Origin of the sequence: Aquincola tertiaricarbonis, from assembly GCF_023573145.1 — a bacterium.
In the GTDB taxonomy this organism is placed as follows: Bacteria; Pseudomonadota; Gammaproteobacteria; order Burkholderiales; family Burkholderiaceae_C; genus Aquincola; species Aquincola tertiaricarbonis_B.
In genome coordinates this window covers 3,443,065-3,459,784 of sequence record NZ_CP097636.1, presented here as the reverse complement: position 1 = coordinate 3,459,784, position 16,720 = coordinate 3,443,065, and the positions used below count along the sequence as shown (strand labels likewise).

The following is a 16,720-nucleotide window of genomic DNA, read 5'->3' as shown; positions in this document are numbered from 1 at the left end:
GAGCCCATCCATGGAGTTCTTCCGTATCCATCGCGACATCCCGTTCATGCGCCATGCGCTGGTGCTGAACGTGATCTCGGCGGTGATGTTCCTGGCCGCGGTGTTCTTCATCGTCACCCGCGGCCTGCATTTCTCGATCGAGTTCACCGGCGGCACGGTGGTGGAGGTGGCTTACAGCGAGCCGGCCGACATCAACAAGGTGCGTGAGACGGTCGAAGGCATGGGCTTCGGCGAAGTGCAGGTGCAGAACTTCGGCACCTCGCGCGACGTGCTGATACGCCTGCCGTTGCGTGGTGACGTCAAGCAGACCGAGGTGGTGAACCGCGTGTTCACCGGCCTGTGCCAGGCCGCAGGCGGTCAGGTGGAGTCGGCGGCGGTGACCGTGGCCGGCGACCCGGCGACCAAGCAGCAGTGCGCCAAGGGTGCCGAGCGGCCGCTGGAGCTGTCTCGCAGCGAGGTGGTGGGCCCGCAGGTGGGCCGCGAGTTGGCGATCGACGGTGCCAAGGCGCTGGCCTTCGTGATCATCGGCATCGTGATCTACCTGGCGCTGCGCTTCGAGTGGAAGTTCGGCGTCGCCGGCATCGTCGCCAACCTGCACGATGTGGTCATCATCCTGGGCTTCTTCGCCTTCTTCCAGTGGGAGTTCTCGCTCACGGTGCTGGCGGCCATCCTGGCGGTGCTGGGCTACTCTGTGAACGAGTCGGTGGTGATCTTCGACCGGGTGCGCGAGGCCTTCCGCAAGTTCCGCAAGCTGGACACGCCGCAGGTCATCGACCACGCGATCACCAGCACCATCAGCCGCACCATCATCACCCACGGCTCCACGCAGATCATGGTGCTGTCGATGCTGCTGTTCGGCGGCCCTTCGCTGCACTACTTCGCGATGGCGCTGACCATCGGCATCTGCTTCGGCATCTACTCGTCGGTGTTCGTGGCCGCGGCCATCGCGATGTGGCTGGGCGTCAAGCGTGAAGACCTGGTCAAGGGTGGCGGCGCCGCGAAGGCGGCCGACCCTGACGACCCCAATGCCGGGGCTGTGGTGTAGAGTCAGTTCGCACTCACAAAGCGACATCCTTCCTCACGCATGGCGACCGCTGCCGACTATTCCGCTCTTGCGACGCAGGTTCGGCGCCTTTACACGGAAGAGCTGGTCAAGGGCTTCGTCGGCGTGTTCGCGGCGGTGGAAGCCCTGGCCCGCGAGCAGCAGGACCGCCCCGCCGACTACACCACCACGCAGCGGCGGCGCGATACCTTCACCGCGCTGCAGCAGCGCGGTTCGGCCTGGCACCAGGCCAGCGTAGGCGCCTTGCGCAACGCCATGCTGTACGGCGTTTCGGCCTCGCGGCCGGGCGACCTGCCGCGCGCCCCGCAGCTGGCCGAGCCCAAGCTGTCCCTGGTGGACGACGACACCATCGAGCGCGAGATCCTCGGCTCGCGCCTGGCGCTCGCCATCATGGACCGCGCCTCCTGGGAGTTCACCGACCTGCGCTCGCGCATGGCGGTGCTGGAGCGGCGCGAGGAGCTGGATGCCAACGACATGCTGCGCGCTCACGTGCTGGCCCGCATCGCCGTGGACGCCTGGTGCAGCAGCGGCCTGCCGGTGGCGGGCTGGCGCGACCTGCAGCCGGCCTTGCACGACGAGATGGCGGCCCTGGTGCAGGGGGCGTACCACACCTGCAACCAGTTCCTGGCCGCGCAGCAGGTGCTGCCCCAGGTCGACCTGCGGCCGATGATCCGCCGCACGCCGCAAGGCGGTGGCACCGGCTTTGGCCAGTTGCCGCCGCGCGACGCGGCCGCGGCGACCGGCGCGGGCGGCTTGCCCGCCACGGTGCAGGGCGGCATGGCGGGCTATGCAGGCGCCCCTGCCGGCCGAACCGTGCAGGGCGGGCTGCGCAGCGGCCAGCCCACCCACCGGGGTGACGAAGCCACCCGCATGCTCACGGCCACAGCGGCGCTACCGCGCGGTGGCGAGCATGCCGAGGCGGTGCTGGGTCGGCTCAACCGGCTGGTCGGCCGGCAGTTGCCCGAGTTCGCGCGCACCGACGCACGCCTGCCGTCGCGCCCGGCCTCGCCGGGCCTGACGGCGGCGATCGGCCTGGCGCAGCAGGGCATCCAGCGCCGGTTCAGCGCGACGCAGGCCGCTGTGGTGGGTGGTGCGGGCCCGGCCTCGGTGAGCGCGCCCACGTTGCTGGAAGACCTGCAGCAGCGCAAGCAGGCGCTGAAGAAGGCGGCCGAGACGCCGGTCGAACGCGCCACCATCGAGATCGTGGCGTTGCTGTTCCAGGCCATCCTGACCGAAGAAAGCATTCCGGCGACGGTGCGCGTGTGGTTCGCGCGGCTGCAGATGCCGGTGCTGCGCGTCGCGGTCTCCGAGCCCGATTTCTTTGCCACCACCGACCACCCTGCGCGCAAGCTGATCGACCGCATGGGGGCCTGCGTGATGGGCTTTGATACCTCGTCGCGCGCGGTGGGCGATGCGCTGGAGCGCGAGATCAAGCGCGTGGTGCAGGTGGTGGAGGCTTACCCCGACACCGGCCGCCGCGTGTTCCAGACGGTGCTGACCGAGTTCGAGAAATTCCTCGAGCACTACTTCAAGAACGAGAACGAGGCGACGCGCAAGGGCGTGTCGCTGGCGCAGCAGGTGGAGCAGCGCGAGACGCTGGCCATCCAGTACACGATCGAGCTGCGCAAGATGCTCAACGAAGTGCCGGTGCAGGAGGGCGTGCGCCAGTTCCTGTTCCAGGTCTGGGCCGACGTGATGGCGATGACCGCGGTGAAGTACGGTGGCCAGAGCGACGAGACCAAGGCCATGAAGCGTGCCGCCGCCGACCTCGTGTGGTCGGCCAGCGCCAAGGTCTCGCGTGAAGACCGGGCGGAAGTGATCCGCCGCCTGCCGCCGCTGTTGAAGACGCTGCGCGAAGGCATGGCCTCGGCCGGCGTTGCCCCCGACAAGCAGGACGAGCAGGTGCGGGCGCTGAACAATTCGTTGGCAGCCGCTTTCACCGCCAAGGCGGCGGCCATTCCGCACGACCGTTTCGAGGAGCTGATGGAGCGCCTGGAAACGCTGGAAGAGCTGCTGCCCGACAGCGACGACGTGCAGATCGACGAATCGACCGTGCTGGACCTGTCGGGCCACGAGACCTCGGAGCTGGAAGTGGCGACCGAAGGCGGCTCGGCGCCCACGCCCGCCATGCTGGCCTGGGCGCGCGAGCTGCAGGTAGGCAGCTGGTTCATGCTCGATTTCCGTGGCCGCAACGAGCCGGTGCAGCTGGCCTGGCAGGGCTTGCGGCGCCAGCTGTCGCTGTTCGTCACGCCCAGCGGGCGCTGCGTGCTGTTCCAGCAGCAGCGGCTGGCGGCCTTCCTGCAGGCGGGGCTGCTGCTGCCGGCGCAGGACGAAGCCTTGACCGTGCGCGCCACCCGCAATGCGCTGGCGCGGCTGGACGTGGACCCGGCGCGTCTGTTGAGCTGACGGCTCGGGCCGGCGCGGCTTGTCTCAGTGGATGAGGCGGTCTTCCGGCGCAACGAACAACTCGTCCAGCACCAGCGTGTCGGGCTCCTTGCCCAGGCTCCAGAAGACCATCAGCACGATGATCTTGATGTCGTCCAGCGCGATCGGCGCCACGCCGATCGCACTGGCGCGGTCGACCACCATCTCCCGCATCGGCGGCGGCAGCACGCCGGCCGATTCGAGGAAGCTGATGAAGCCGATGGACTCCTCGCCCAGCAGGTCCTGCTCGGCGGGCGTGTAGACGCGGATGCTGGTTTGCTGCTGCTCGCCGGTGTAGCACTCGGCGACGCTGGCCAGGCCGTCCAGCCAGGACAGTGCTTCCTGGATCTCGTCCGACTCGAAGCCCGCGGAGGACAGCTTCCGCGCCAACTGGTCATGGTCCGGGCAGGCGTCCGGACGCCAGTAGTTTTCGTACAGGTAGACGAGGACGTCGAACATGAATTGACTATACCCCACGGGTTTACGCTCGCCGGACGGAAACAAAACGGCCTTTCCGGCGTGTGTGCCGGGCTGCCCGAAACGGGTATCAGGCCAGGCCGCGGCGCTGGAACAGACCACCCGGCAGGCGCACCACCTGGCCGTCGAGCTCCAGCTCCAGCAGACGGGCCTGCAGCTGCGGCGCCGGCCAGCCGCAGCGGGCGATCAGCGCGTCCAGCGTGGCGGGGTCGTGGCCGAGAGCGGCCAGCACAGGGTCCGATTCGCCTTCGCCGGCGACGGCCGCCATGTCTGCATCGGCTTCGGGCGTCGGCACCCGTGCCCTGCCGCCCAGTTCCTCCAGCACGTCGTCCACCTGCTCCACCAGCTTGGCGCCTTGCTTCAAGAGCGCATGGCAGCCGCGGGACTGCACCGCGTGGATGGAGCCGGGGATCGCGAAGACGTCGCGGCCCGCCTCCAGCGCCAGCCGGGCGGTGATCAACGAGCCCGAGCGCAGCGCCGCTTCCACCACCAGCGTGCCGCGGGCCAGACCGGCGATGATGCGGTTGCGCATCGGAAAGTGCTCGGCCAGCGGTGGCGCGCCCAGCGCGAACTCCGACAGCAGCAGCCCCTCGCGGGCGATGCGGCGGGTCAAGGCTTCGTGCCGGCTGGGGTAGATGCGGTCCAGCCCGGTGCCCACCACCGCGACGGTGCTGCCGGCGCCGCCCAGCGCGCCCTCATGCGCCGCGCCGTCGATGCCCAGCGCCAGGCCGGACACCACCGTCCAGCCCGCTTCGCTCAGCGCCCGGCCGAAGGCGCGGGCGTTGTCCAGGCCTTGCGCGGTCGGGTTGCGGCTGCCGACGATGGCGACCGCCTCGCGCTGCAGCAGTTCGATGCGCCCGTGCGCGTAGAGCAGCAGCGGCGGGTCGGCCGCCTGCAACAGCGCCGGTGGGTAGGCTGCATCGCCCAGCGTGACGATCTGGCGGCCTTCGCCTTGCGCCAGCCAGGCCAGCGTGCGCGTCAGCAGGTCGGTGTGGAAGCCGTCGGGCTCGGCCGCCAGCAAGGCGCCCGCGGCCGGCCCGGCCACCTGGGCAATGGCGGCTTCACCCGCCTGCAGCACTGCCTGCGGGCTGCCGAACGCCGCCAGCAGCTTGCGCGCCTTGGCGCGACCCAATCCTTCTCCGGCCGTCAACCTCAGCCACGCCCCGACTTCATTCGGGTCGGTCATGGCGCAGCGCCTAGTCGGGCTGGGTGAAACGATCGCCGGCCCGGACGGGCGCCTGCACCTGGAGGATCAGCGCGTACGACACGCGGTCGAACACGCTGAACACGAACAGCAGCCCGTTGCGCTCGTCGGGCAGCTGCATCACGGCGCGGTCGGGGTCGCTGCGGTCCACCGTGGTGGCACCGCGCTGCCACAGCGACAGCACATGGCCACGCTCCATGCCGTCGGCCGAGCCGCGGTTCAGCGAGACGATCTGGTTCTGGCCCGCGCTCAGGGCGTCGCCGTAGATGGCGATGATGCGGCCGTTGACCGGGTTGGCCGGCGCATGCGGCGCATAGCTGCTGAAGTCGCGCGAAGGCACCGGCGCGAGGCGATCGCCGATGCCCACTTCCTCGCGGTTGCTGATGATGCGCACCGTGGCCGGCACCACCTGGGCCTTGCCGTCGGCGGTGGCCACCGTGTCGCCGGGGCGCACGAACTCGGCGGTGCCGACGAACCGCGCCTCATGGCCCAGCACTTCCTGCGTCTCGGGGTCGCGCAGCGGCTTGGTCTCGCGGAACAGGCGCCAATCGCGCAGGCCGCCCAGGTCGCCGCGCACGTAGGCCAGCTCGCCGCGCGACATCAGCACCCGGCCCTCGGGCGCGGCCACCACGCGCGGGGCGCCGCCCAGCTCGTCGGTGTTGAACACCACCGCCTCGTTCAGGAAGGGCGCGATCAGGTGCAGCGGCACCGACGAGATGGCGTCGTTGCCCACCGGGCCGCTGCGCACGCGGGGCGACAGCTTGACGGTGGCGTTGCTGCCGCCACCCACCGGCTGGCCCAGGCGCAGGCGCGCGCGGTCGCCGCTGCGGTCCAGCCACAGCACCTGGCCGGGGTAGATCAGGTGCGGGTTGCGGATGTCGGCCAGGTTCATGCCCCACAGCTCGGGCCAGCGCCAGGGCTTGCGCAGGAACAGGCCGGAGATGCGCCACAGCGTATCACCGGACTTGACGGTGTAGGAGTCGGGTGCGTCGGGGGCCAGTTCCTCGAACGGCACGCCTTGCTGGGCGACCTGCTGGGCGGTGCTGCGCTGGGCGGGCGTGACCGGCAGCGTGGCCTGGGCCGTGGCCGTGGCGGCCGCCGCCAGTGCCAACAGGCCGGCGCCGACGCGGACGGCTCCGGCAAGAGGGCCGGCAGGACGCGGGCGCAGGGAGCGACGAATCATGAAGGGGGATCTCCGGGGACTTGCATCACGACCGAAACCGACGGTGCAAAATCACGGGTTGCCGAACGGTCTGCGACTGCACCAGCGAACGTGGCCTTGACCGGGCCGCGGAAATGCTCACATGTTGCCGCAGATTGTGCCCATAGACCCTTGATATCGCAACGAAAGTGCCCATTTGTGGCACCTTGCGCAAAGCAGCCGCACCGGGCTGCGCCACCCGGCGATCACGCACCCCTTCCATGGCCTTGCTTCCCATCCTTCGCTACCCCGATCCCCGCCTGCATACCGTCGCCAAGCCGGTCAAGGAGGTGGACGACCGCATCCGCCAGCTGGCCGACGACATGCTGGAGACGATGCGCGCCTCGGACGGCGTGGGCCTGGCCGCCACCCAGGTGGACGTGCACGAGCGGGTGATCGTGATGGACACCTCCGAGACGCACGACCAGCCGCGGGTGCTGATCAACCCCGAGATCATCGAGCGCAGCGCCGAGATGATGGTGGGCGACGAAGGCTGCCTGTCGGTGCCCAGCATCTACGACAAGGTGGAGCGCCATGCCCGCGTGAAGGTGCGGGCGCTGGGCCGCGACGGCCAGCCGTATGAATTCGAGGCCGAGGGCCTGACCGCCGTGTGCGTGCAGCACGAGATGGACCACCTGATGGGCAAGGTGTTCGTCGAGTACCTCAGCCCCCTCAAGCGCAACCGCATCAAGAGCAAGATGCTCAAGAAGACGCGGGAAGAGGAGCGGTGACCGGCGCGACCTTGCGCGTCGGCTTTGCCGGCACGCCCGAATTCGCGCAGGCGGCACTGGCCCGGCTGCACGAGGCGGGTTTCAGCGTGCCGCTGGTGCTTACCCAACCCGACCGCCCGGCCGGCCGCGGCATGAAGCTGCAGGCTTCGCCCGTCAAGCAGTACGCGCTGGCCCACGCCATGCCCGTGGCCCAGCCCCGCAGCCTGAAGCTGGACGGCAAATACCCCGACGAAGCCCGCATGGGCGAGCAGGCGCTGCGCGACGCCGCGCTGGACGTGCTGGTGGTGGCGGCCTATGGCCTCATCCTGCCGCAATGGGTGCTCGACCTGCCGCGCCTGGGCTGCCTGAACATCCATGCCTCGCTGCTGCCGCGCTGGCGCGGCGCGGCGCCGATCCACCGCGCCATCGAGGCGGGTGACGCCGACACCGGCATCACCATCATGCAGATGGACGCCGGCCTGGACACCGGCGACATGCTGATGGAAGAGCGCGTCGCCATCGCCCCCGACGACACCACCGCCACGCTGCACGACCGCCTGGCCGCGCTAGGCGGCCGGCTGATCGTCGAAGCCCTGGAAGCCGCGGCCTGCGGTGGCCTGCAGCGCACGCCGCAGCCGGCCGAAGGGGTGACCTACGCGCACAAGATCGAGAAGGCCGAAGCCGCCATCGACTGGCGCCTGCCGGCCGAGGTGATCGCCCGCCGCGTGCGCGCCTTCGACCCGTTCCCCGGCGCCAGCTTCGAGCATGCGGGCGAGACGCTGAAGCTGTGGCAGGCCGCGCTGCGCCCCGGCATGCCCGGCGCGGCGCCTGGCACCGTGCTGGCGGCCGACGCGGGCGAGCTGGTGGTGGCCTGCGGCGAAGGGGCGCTGGCGCTGCTGCAGCTGCAGCGGCCGGGCGGCAAACGCCAGCCGACGACGGCGCTGCTGCAGGCGCGGCCCATCGCGGCCGGCGTGTGCCTGCAGGCGGCGCCCGGCGCGGGCGATTGAACTCCCGCCCGTCGGCCGCATCTACTGCAGCCAAGGTGCCGCAGGGCACGACGAAAGGACGGACCCCATGTTCAATCTGCTGAAAACCGCCGTGCTGATGGCGGCGATCACGGCGCTCTTCGTGGCCATCGGCGGCCTCATCGGCGGCCGCAGCGGGATGACCATCGCGCTCATCGTGGCACTGGGCATGAACTTCTTCAGCTACTGGTTCAGCGACAAGCTGGTGCTGAAGATGTACAACGCCCGCGAGGTGGATGAGTCCACCGCGCCGCAGTTCTACCGCATGGTGGCCGAGCTGGCCCAGCGCGCCCAGCTGCCGATGCCGCGTGTGTACCTGATCGAGGAAGACGCGCCCAACGCCTTCGCCACCGGCCGCAACCCGGACAACGCGGCCGTGGCCGCCACCACCGGCATCCTGCGCGTGCTCAGCGACCGCGAGCTGCGCGGCGTGATGGCGCACGAGCTGGCGCACGTGAAGCACCGCGACATCCTGATCAGCACCATCAGCGCCACCATGGCCGGTGCCATCTCGATGCTGGCCAACTTCGCGATGTTCTTCGGCGGTCGCGACAGCGAAGGCCGGCCGGCCAACCCGATCGCCGGCCTGCTGGTGATGCTGCTGGCGCCGCTGGCGGCCAGCCTGATCCAGATGGCGATCAGCCGCGCCCGCGAGTTCGAGGCCGACCGCGGCGGCGCCGAGATCTCGGGCGACCCGCAGGCGCTGGCCAGTGCGCTGCAGAAGATCCACAACTTTGCCCGCGGCATTCCGTTCGAGACGACCGAGCGCAACCCGGCAACGGCGCAGATGATGATCATGAACCCGCTGTCGGGTGGCGGGCTGCGGGGCCTGTTCAGCACCCACCCTTCCACCGAGGAACGGGTGGCCCGCCTGCTGGCCATGGCACGCTGAGCGTTACGTTCAAGTCGGCCCGGGGTGGGCCGAAAACGGAAGGGTCTGCCCTCACCGTGTCGCGCCCACCGCCATGCCCCGCTCCCTTGCCTCCTGGATGCTGCTCGCCGCCCTGGCCCTGGCCGGCTGTGAGCGCCTGGGCATCGAGACGCCCGAGCTGCAGGCCCAGCGCAAGGAAGCCGAGGGCAAGGCCATCGGTGCCGCCTGCCGCCATGCGGCCCGCGCCATCGAAGACTGCTACACGCTGAACAAGAAGGCCGACAAGGCCGCGGTGTTTGCCGGCTGGCGCGAGATGAACGACTACATGCGCGAGAACCAGATCGAGCCGGTGACCCCGCAGATCGCCCGCGCCGAACCGCCCGCCAAGCCCGCCTCGGCCACCGAGGAAGGCGCCGAGGCTCACGGCGACCAGCACGCCGAAAAGACCGACAAGCCGGCCAAGGGCCGCAAGGGCGATAAGGGCGACGCCTGACGGCGGCCCCGGCGGGCGCCGACAATGGCGCCAATGACTTCCCCTTCCAACGGCAGCGCGCGTCCGTCCGCAGCGCCGCTGCCCACCTGGCGCCACCCGGCCTTTCGCCGCGGGCTGGTCGAGATGCTGGAAATCGCGCCGGGTCTGGCCGCCTGGGGCCTGGTGGCCGGCGTGGCCATGGCCAAGAGCGGTCTGGGCGTGCCGATGGCGCTTTTCATGTCGCTGGTGGTGTTCGCCGGCAGTGCGCAGCTGGCCTCGCTGCCGCTGATCGCCGCTGGCGCGCCGATCTGGGTGGTGTGGGCCACCGCGCTGTGCATCAACCTGCGCTTCGTCGTCTTCAGCACCCAGTGGCGGCCTTACTTCGGCCATCTGCCGCGGCGCCTGCGGTTGGTGTTGGGTTACTTCACGGCCGACCTGAACTACGTGGTGTTCATGCGCCGTTTCCCGGAGCCCAAGCCGGGGCCTGACCAGCTGCCCTACTTCTGGGGCGGCGTCGCCTGCAACTGGGTGAGTTGGCAGGTGCCCTCGATCGCCGGCATCGTGCTGGCCGACCAGATTCCCACCGAATGGGGCCTGGCCTTCGCCGGCACCATGGCGCTGGTGGCGCTCATGGGCACGATGCTGGGCAGCTTTTCCACCTGGGTGGCGGCGGGCGTGGCCGGCGCTGCGGCGGTGGCGGCCTATGCCCTGCCGCTGCGGCTGAACATCGTCATCGCCATCGCCGCTGCGGTGGCCATGGGCGTGATGCTGGAACACCTGCAGCCGCGCAAGACGCCGGGGGGCGCGCGATGAGCACCTGGGAAACCATCCTCACCATCATCGGCCTGGGCGCCATCACCGTGATCACGCGCTCGTTCTTCCTGTTCCCCGACAAGGAAGTGCCCATCCCGGCCTGGCTGCGCGAGGGGCTGCGTTACGCGCCGCTGGCGGCCATGGCCGCCGTGGTGGTGCCCGAACTGTTGATCACGCAGGGGGAGCTGATCCACACCTGGCGCGACGCACGGGTGTTCGGCGCCCTGGCCGGCGCGCTGTATTTCTGGTGGCGCCGCGGCATGCTGGGCACCATCGTCGTGGGCACCGCGGTGATGCTGGCGCTGCGTTTCGTTCTCGGCTGGTAACCGGCGCCCCCTGATGGCGGGGGCGGCGCTCCTAGAATCGCGGCCTTCAGACCGAGGGCCCCATGAACGTCATCCGCTTCTCCGATCTCATCGAGCAAGGCCGCGTCGCCGGCCAACGTGTCTTCATCCGCGCCGACCTGAACGTGCCGCAGGATGACGACGGCCGCATCACCGAGGACACGCGCGTGCGCGCTTCGGTGCCCTGCATCCAGATGGCGCTCGACGCCGGCGCGGCGGTGATGGTCACCTCGCACCTGGGCCGCCCCACCGAAGGCGCCTTCAAACCCGAGGATTCGCTGGCGCCGGTGGCCCAGCGCCTGGGCGAGCTGCTGGGCCGCGAAGTGCCGCTGGTGGCCGACTGGGTGGACGGCGTGGACGTGAAGCCCGGCAGCGTGGTGCTGCTGGAGAACTGCCGCGTCAACAAGGGCGAGAAGAAGAACAGCGAAGAGCTGGCGCGCAAGATGGCGGCGCTGTGCGACATCTTCGTGCACGACGCCTTCGGCACCGCGCACCGCGCCGAAGCCAGCACCTACGGCATCGCGCAGTACGCCAAGGTGGCCTGCGCCGGCCCGCTGCTGGCGGCCGAGATCGACGCCATCACCCAGGCGCTGGCCAGCCCCAAGCGGCCGCTGGTGGCCATCGTGGCCGGCTCCAAGGTCAGCACCAAGCTCACCATCCTGCAGGCGCTGTCCAAGAACGTGGACGGCCTGATCGTCGGCGGCGGCATCGCCAATACCTTCATGCTGGCCGCCGGCCTGAAGATCGGCAAGAGCCTGGCCGAGCCCGACCTGATCGGCGAGGCCAAGGCGGTGATCGAATCGATGAAGGCGCGCGGCGCGGCCGTGCCCATCCCGGTGGACGTGGTGACGGCCAAGGCCTTCGCAGCCGATGCGCCGGCCACCGTGAAGGCCGCCACCGACGTGGCCGACGACGACCTGATCCTGGACATCGGCCCCCAGACCGCCGAACTGCTGGCGCAGCAGCTCAAGGCCGCCGGCACCATCGTCTGGAACGGTCCGGTGGGCGTGTTCGAGTTCGATGCCTTCGCCAAGGGCACCGAGACGGTGGCCAAGGCCATCAGCGAGAGCAGCGCCTTCAGCATCGCCGGTGGTGGCGACACGCTGGCGGCGATCGCCAAGTACGACGTCAAGGTCGGCTACATCTCCACCGGCGGCGGCGCCTTCCTGGAAGTGCTGGAAGGCAAGACGCTGCCCGCGTTCGAGATTCTGCAAAAGCGCGCCGCCGGCTGACGGCGCGGCCCGGGGTGGGTCGCAGCAGTACGTGGCGTGGCCCGGGACGGCATATCAAAAATTCGCAGCGGGAATGCGGGCGGGCGCCTCGCGTTCCGCAGTACGCTGCGAACCTTGCGTGAAGCTTGCAACGACTTTGCGCAGAGATCCCAGGAGACCCCATGGCTAAAGAACTTTCCCCGGCTGAACAGGCATTGCGTGACGCCGCCTTCGAATACCACCGCGCCCCTTCGCGCGGCAAGATCTCGGTCACGCCGACCAAGGCGCTGCTGAACCAGCGCGACCTGTCGCTGGCCTATTCGCCCGGGGTGGCCTACCCGTGCCTGGCGATCGAGGAAGACCCGAACGCCGCTGCTGAATTCACCTCGCGCGGCAACCTGGTGGGCGTGGTCACCAACGGCACAGCGGTGCTGGGCCTGGGCGACATCGGCCCGCTGGCCGCCAAGCCGGTGATGGAAGGCAAGGGCTGCCTCTTCAAGAAGTTCGCCGGCATCGACGTGTTCGACATCGAGCTGGCCGAGAAGGACCCGGACAAGCTGATCGAGATCATCGCCGCGCTGGAGCCCACGCTCGGCGGCATCAACCTCGAGGACATCAAGGCCCCCGAGTGCTTCTACATCGAGAAGGCGCTGAAGGACCGGATGAAGATCCCGGTCTTCCACGACGACCAGCACGGCACGGCCATCATCTCGGGCGCTGCGCTGCTCAACGGCCTGGAACTGGTGGGCAAGAAGCTCAGCGAAGTCAAGCTGGTGGCCTCCGGTGCCGGCGCCGCCGCCATCGCCTGCCTGGACGTGATGGTGGGCCTGGGCGTGCCGCGCGACAACATCTTCGTGGTCGATTCGCGCGGCGTCATCCAGAGCGAGCGTGAAGACGCGCGCAACGGCAAGCTCGACGAAAGCAAGCAGCGCTACTGCCAGAAGACCAACGCCCGCACGCTGGCCGACGTGGTCAAGGGCTGCGACGTGTTCCTGGGCTGCTCGGCCGCCGGCGTGCTGACGCCCGAGATGGTGAGCAGCATGGGCCCCAAGCCGCTGATCCTGGCGCTGGCCAACCCCGAGCCGGAGATCCGCCCCGAGCTTGCGCTGGCTGCGCGGCCCGACTGCATCATCGCCACCGGCCGTTCGGACTATCCGAACCAGGTGAACAACGTGCTGTGCTTCCCGTACATCTTCCGGGGTGCGCTGGATTGCGGGGCCACCCGCATCACCGAAGAGATGAAGCTGGCCTGCGTGCGCGAGATCGCCGCGCTGGCCAAGGCCGAGATCAGCGACGAGGTGGCCGCCGCCTACCCGGGCCAGGAACTGCACTTCGGCCCCGAATACATCATTCCCAAGCCCTTCGATTCGCGGCTGATCCTGCGCATCGCGCCGGCCGTGGCCGAAGCTGCGGCCGCCAGCGGCGTGGCCACCCGGCCCATCGCCGACATCGAGGCCTACCGCCAGTCGCTCACCCGCTTCGTCTACCAGACCGGCATGGTGATGCGCCCGGTGTTCGCCGCCGCCAAGGCGCAGCCCGCCCGCGTGGCCTACGCCGAAGGTGAAGACGAGCGCACCCTGCGGGCGGTGCAGATCGTGCTGGACGAAGGCCTGGCCCGTCCCATCCTGATCGGCCGCCCGGCCGTCATCGCGATGCGCATCGAGCGTGCCGGCCTGCGGATCAAGCCTGGCGTCAACGTGGAGGTGGTCGATCCCGAGAACGACAACCGCTACCGCGCCTACTGGGAGGACTACCAGCGCCTGATGGGCCGCGAGGGCGTCACGCCCGACATGGCCAAGGCCGCGGTGCGCCGCTCCAACACGCTGATCGCCGCGATGATGGTGCGCCGCGGTGATGCCGACGCGATGCTGTGCGGCCTGGTGGGCCGCTTCGAGCAGCACCTGGACCACGTGCGCGACCTGATCGGCCGTGCACCCGGTGCCAACACCTTCGCCACGATGAACGCGGTACTGCTGGAAAACCGCATGCTGTTCATCGCCGACACCTTCGTGAACGAAGAGCCGAGCAGCGAAGCCCTGGCCGAGATCGCCTCGATGGCGGCCGACGAGCTGCGCCGCTTCGGCGTGACGCCCAAGGCGGCCTTCCTGTCGCACTCGATGTTCGGCTCCAGCACGCGGGCTTCGGCCAAGCGCATGCGCCGGGCCGCAGCGCTGTTCCGCGAGAAGCATCCCGAGATCGAGTGCGAAGGCGAGCTGCATGGCGATGCTGCGCTGTCGGAAGACATCCGCGGCCGCTTCCTGCCCGAGAACCAGCTCACCGGCGAAGCCAACCTGCTGCTGCTGCCCAACATCGACGCGGCGCACATCCTGTTCAACGTGCTCAAGGTCACCAGCGGCAATGGCGTGACCGTGGGCCCGGTGCTGCTGGGTGCCGCCCGCCCGGTGCACATCCTCACCCCTTCGGCCACCGTGCGCCGCATCGTCAACATGACGGCGCTGGTGGTGGCCGACGTGGCGGCGCAGGCTGCCGCTGCCGCCTGAGCCGACCTAGACCCAACCGACCCCGATCCACCTCACATGAACCGTCAAACCAAGATCGTTGCCACGCTGGGCCCTGCCTCTTCCTCACCCGAAGTGCTGGAGCGGATGATCCGCGCCGGCGTGGACGTGGTGCGGCTGAACTTCTCGCACGGCAAGGCGCAGGACCACATCGACCGGGCCGCGATGGTGCGTGAGGTGGCGCGGCGCGTCGGCAAGGCCGTGGCCGTGATGGCCGACCTGCAGGGCCCGAAGATCCGCGTCGGCAAGTTCGAAGGCGGCAAGACCGAGCTGGTGCCCGGCCAGCGCTTCGTGCTGGACGGCGGCACCACCGAGCTGGGCACCAACGAGCGCGTGGGCCTGGACTACAAGGAACTGCCGCGCGACGTGAAGCCCGGCGACGTGCTGCTGCTCAACGACGGCCTGCTGGTGCTGGACGTGGAGGGCGTGCACGGCGACCAGGTGCACACCATCGTGCGCATCGGCGGCGAGCTGTCCAACAACAAGGGCATCAACAAGCAGGGCGGTGGCCTGACCGCGCCGGCGCTGACCGGCAAGGACATGGAAGACATCAAGACGGCGATGAGCTTCCAGTGCGAGTACGTGGCGGTGAGCTTCCCCAAGAACGCCACCGACATGGAAATGGCGCGCCAGCTGGCCAACATGGCCGGCGAGCCGTGGCGCCACAAGCCCGCGATGATCGCCAAGATCGAGCGCAGCGAAGCCATCCCGGTGCTGGAGCAGATCCTCAAGGCCAGCGACGGCATCATGGTGGCGCGTGGCGACCTGGCGGTGGAAGTGGGCAACGCGGCGGTGCCGGCGCTGCAAAAGCGCATGATCAAGATGGCCCGCGAGATGGACAAGGTGGCCATCACCGCCACGCAGATGATGGAGAGCATGATCGTCAACCCGGTGCCCACCCGCGCCGAGGTGAGCGACGTGGCCAACGCGGTGCTGGACGGCACCGACGCGGTGATGCTCAGCGCCGAGACGGCCGCCGGTCGCTACCCGGTGGAAACCATCGAGCAGATGGCCGCCATCGCCTTCGAGGCCGAACGTGCCGAGGACGTGCGGCTGGACGCCGACTTCAGCAACAAGCGCTTCGGCCGCATCGACCAGTCGATCGCGATGGGCGCGCTGTTCACCGCGCACCACCTGGGCTGCAAGGCGATCCTGGCGCTGACCGAAAGCGGCTCGACCGCGCTGTGGATGAGCCGTCACCGCATCCACACGCCGATCTACGGCCTGACCAGCCAGGCCACCAGCGAGCGCCGCATGGCGCTGTACCGCAACGTGCAGCCGATGATCATGCCCACCTTCACCGACCGCGATGCGGCGCTGGAAAAGGCCGAGGCCCTGCTCATCGAGCGTGGCGTGCTGATGCCGGGCGACACCTACGCCATCACCTGCGGCGAGCCGATGGGTTATCCCGGCGGCACCAACATGCTGAAAGTTTGCAGAGTGGGTTAGTCGAGGCGGAACGACACGCCGGTGATGAACAGCGTGTCGCCCTTCTTCAGCCCGGGGCCCGGGTCGCTGTCGTAGCGGTGCGAGACGCTGGCCGTCAGGGCCAGGCGGCTGGTCATCGCCACCGACAGGCTGGCGTCGAACACCGCGCGGTATTGGTCGTTGTTGCGCAGGTTGGGCAGCAGCGTCAGCTTCTGGCGGAAGGTGGTGGTATCGGTGAAGCGGTGGCTCGACTCTTCGGCCAGGATCAGCTCGGTGTTGCTGTACGAATCCCGCTCGCTGCCGTCCACCACTTCAGGCTCCACGTAGCGCTCGCGCGAGTAGCCCAGGCCGGTCGAGATATCGAAGGTGAGGTCGTCGCGCCGGATCACGTGGTAGCCGGCGCCAGCGCCGATGGATGCGCGCGACGACAGGTTGGCTGGCTCGTCACGCAGCGCATCGAACTGGCCGAAGCCGAACCAGCGGGTGTTCAGGTCGCGCTGGTAGTGCGTGCCGGCCGACAGGCGGTTGTCCGATTCGGCGCCGTCGTTCTTCACGTACAGCGCCTTCGCATTGAGCGTCAGCTTGTCCTGGGTCGTGGCCTTGACGGCCTCGCCGCTGAGGTTGATGCTGGTGGCGTCGCTGTTGCCGGACGAGAGACTGGCGCCCGCGGTGAACAGGGCGCGCCACTGGCCGTCGTTCTTGACGGTCACCTGCGCAAGGGCGCTGAGCGGCGCCAGCGTGGTGGTCAGGCAGGCGGCGGCAAGGGCAAGTCGCATCGGCGGCATCAGTCGGTCCTTCAGCGTGGGCGGGGTCTGTAACCCCTCGGGGTGGTAGGAGCCGCTTCGTTGGCAAGCGCCGATCCCGCACTGCAGCAATTGCTTGCGCACCCCCGGTTACGACGGAGGTACATCCCCGCCTTCGGACCGTAAAATCCTTCACATCGGAGCGCTGCGCCCAC

At 69.4% G+C, this 16,720-nt stretch carries 15 protein-coding genes; 11 read left to right on the top strand and 4 right to left on the bottom strand.

Annotation, left to right across the window (positions count from 1 at the left end):
- Window positions 1-10 precede the first annotated feature (10 nt).
- Together secF and MW290_RS30380 are read left to right on the top strand one after the other, a co-directional pair.
- Window positions 11-1,045, top strand: a complete 1,035-nt coding sequence (gene secF, locus MW290_RS30385) for a protein translocase subunit SecF (protein WP_250198075.1) — start codon at window positions 11-13, stop codon at window positions 1,043-1,045.
- 39 nt (window positions 1,046-1,084) lie between these two features.
- Window positions 1,085-3,469: a DUF1631 family protein gene (locus MW290_RS30380; protein WP_250198074.1), complete on the top strand. Its 2,385-nt coding sequence runs from the start codon at window positions 1,085-1,087 to the stop codon at window positions 3,467-3,469.
- 24 nt (window positions 3,470-3,493) lie between these two features.
- On the opposite strand, the gene MW290_RS30375 is transcribed toward MW290_RS30380, so the two are convergent.
- From MW290_RS30375 to MW290_RS30365, 3 genes are all read right to left on the bottom strand, one after another.
- A complete protein-coding gene (locus MW290_RS30375; RefSeq protein WP_250198073.1) occupies window positions 3,494-3,946 on the bottom strand; it encodes a Smg family protein in 453 nt (150 codons plus the stop codon).
- A gap of 88 nt (window positions 3,947-4,034) precedes the next feature.
- A complete protein-coding gene (dprA, locus tag MW290_RS30370) occupies window positions 4,035-5,150 on the bottom strand; it encodes a DNA-processing protein DprA (RefSeq protein WP_250198072.1) in 1,116 nt (371 codons plus the stop codon).
- A 10-nt stretch (window positions 5,151-5,160) separates the two neighbouring features.
- Window positions 5,161-6,351: a LysM peptidoglycan-binding domain-containing protein gene (locus tag MW290_RS30365; RefSeq protein ID WP_250198071.1), complete on the bottom strand. Its 1,191-nt coding sequence runs from the start codon at window positions 6,349-6,351 to the stop codon at window positions 5,161-5,163.
- 239 nt (window positions 6,352-6,590) lie between these two features.
- Between MW290_RS30365 and def the strand changes: the two genes are divergently transcribed.
- The 9 genes from def (at window position 6,591) to pyk (ending at window position 15,783) form a co-directional block, all read left to right on the top strand.
- A complete protein-coding gene (gene def / locus MW290_RS30360; protein ID WP_250198070.1) occupies window positions 6,591-7,100 on the top strand; it encodes a peptide deformylase in 510 nt (169 codons plus the stop codon).
- 11 nt (window positions 7,101-7,111) lie between these two features.
- Window positions 7,112-8,086 carry a methionyl-tRNA formyltransferase gene (gene fmt / locus MW290_RS30355; protein WP_250200140.1) on the top strand — a complete coding sequence of 325 codons (975 nt, stop codon included), beginning with the start codon at window positions 7,112-7,114 and terminating at the stop codon, window positions 8,084-8,086.
- 67 nt (window positions 8,087-8,153) lie between these two features.
- A complete protein-coding gene (gene htpX / locus MW290_RS30350; RefSeq protein ID WP_250198069.1) occupies window positions 8,154-8,996 on the top strand; it encodes a zinc metalloprotease HtpX in 843 nt (280 codons plus the stop codon).
- A gap of 73 nt (window positions 8,997-9,069) precedes the next feature.
- On the top strand, window positions 9,070-9,468 hold the full coding sequence (locus MW290_RS30345) for a hypothetical protein (protein WP_250198068.1): 399 nt from the start codon (window positions 9,070-9,072) through the stop codon (window positions 9,466-9,468).
- A gap of 33 nt (window positions 9,469-9,501) precedes the next feature.
- Window positions 9,502-10,260: an AzlC family ABC transporter permease gene (locus MW290_RS30340; RefSeq protein WP_250198067.1), complete on the top strand. Its 759-nt coding sequence runs from the start codon at window positions 9,502-9,504 to the stop codon at window positions 10,258-10,260.
- A complete protein-coding gene (locus tag MW290_RS30335) occupies window positions 10,257-10,586 on the top strand; it encodes a branched-chain amino acid transport AzlD family protein (protein WP_250198066.1) in 330 nt (109 codons plus the stop codon). The genes MW290_RS30340 and MW290_RS30335 overlap by 4 nt, the downstream gene beginning before the upstream one ends.
- A gap of 62 nt (window positions 10,587-10,648) precedes the next feature.
- Window positions 10,649-11,836 carry a phosphoglycerate kinase gene (locus MW290_RS30330; protein WP_250198065.1) on the top strand — a complete coding sequence of 396 codons (1,188 nt, stop codon included), beginning with the start codon at window positions 10,649-10,651 and terminating at the stop codon, window positions 11,834-11,836.
- A gap of 161 nt (window positions 11,837-11,997) precedes the next feature.
- Window positions 11,998-14,316 carry an NADP-dependent malic enzyme gene (locus MW290_RS30325; protein WP_250198064.1) on the top strand — a complete coding sequence of 773 codons (2,319 nt, stop codon included), beginning with the start codon at window positions 11,998-12,000 and terminating at the stop codon, window positions 14,314-14,316.
- Window positions 14,317-14,352: 36 nt separating this feature from the next.
- Complete coding sequence (pyk, locus tag MW290_RS30320) at window positions 14,353-15,783, top strand: pyruvate kinase (protein ID WP_250198063.1); 1,431 nt, start codon at window positions 14,353-14,355, stop codon at window positions 15,781-15,783.
- Here pyk and MW290_RS30315 read toward each other — a convergent pair.
- Window positions 15,780-16,538: a DUF481 domain-containing protein gene (locus MW290_RS30315; RefSeq protein ID WP_250198062.1), complete on the bottom strand. Its 759-nt coding sequence runs from the start codon at window positions 16,536-16,538 to the stop codon at window positions 15,780-15,782. The genes pyk and MW290_RS30315 overlap by 4 nt on opposite strands.
- Window positions 16,539-16,720: the final 182 nt, after the last annotated feature.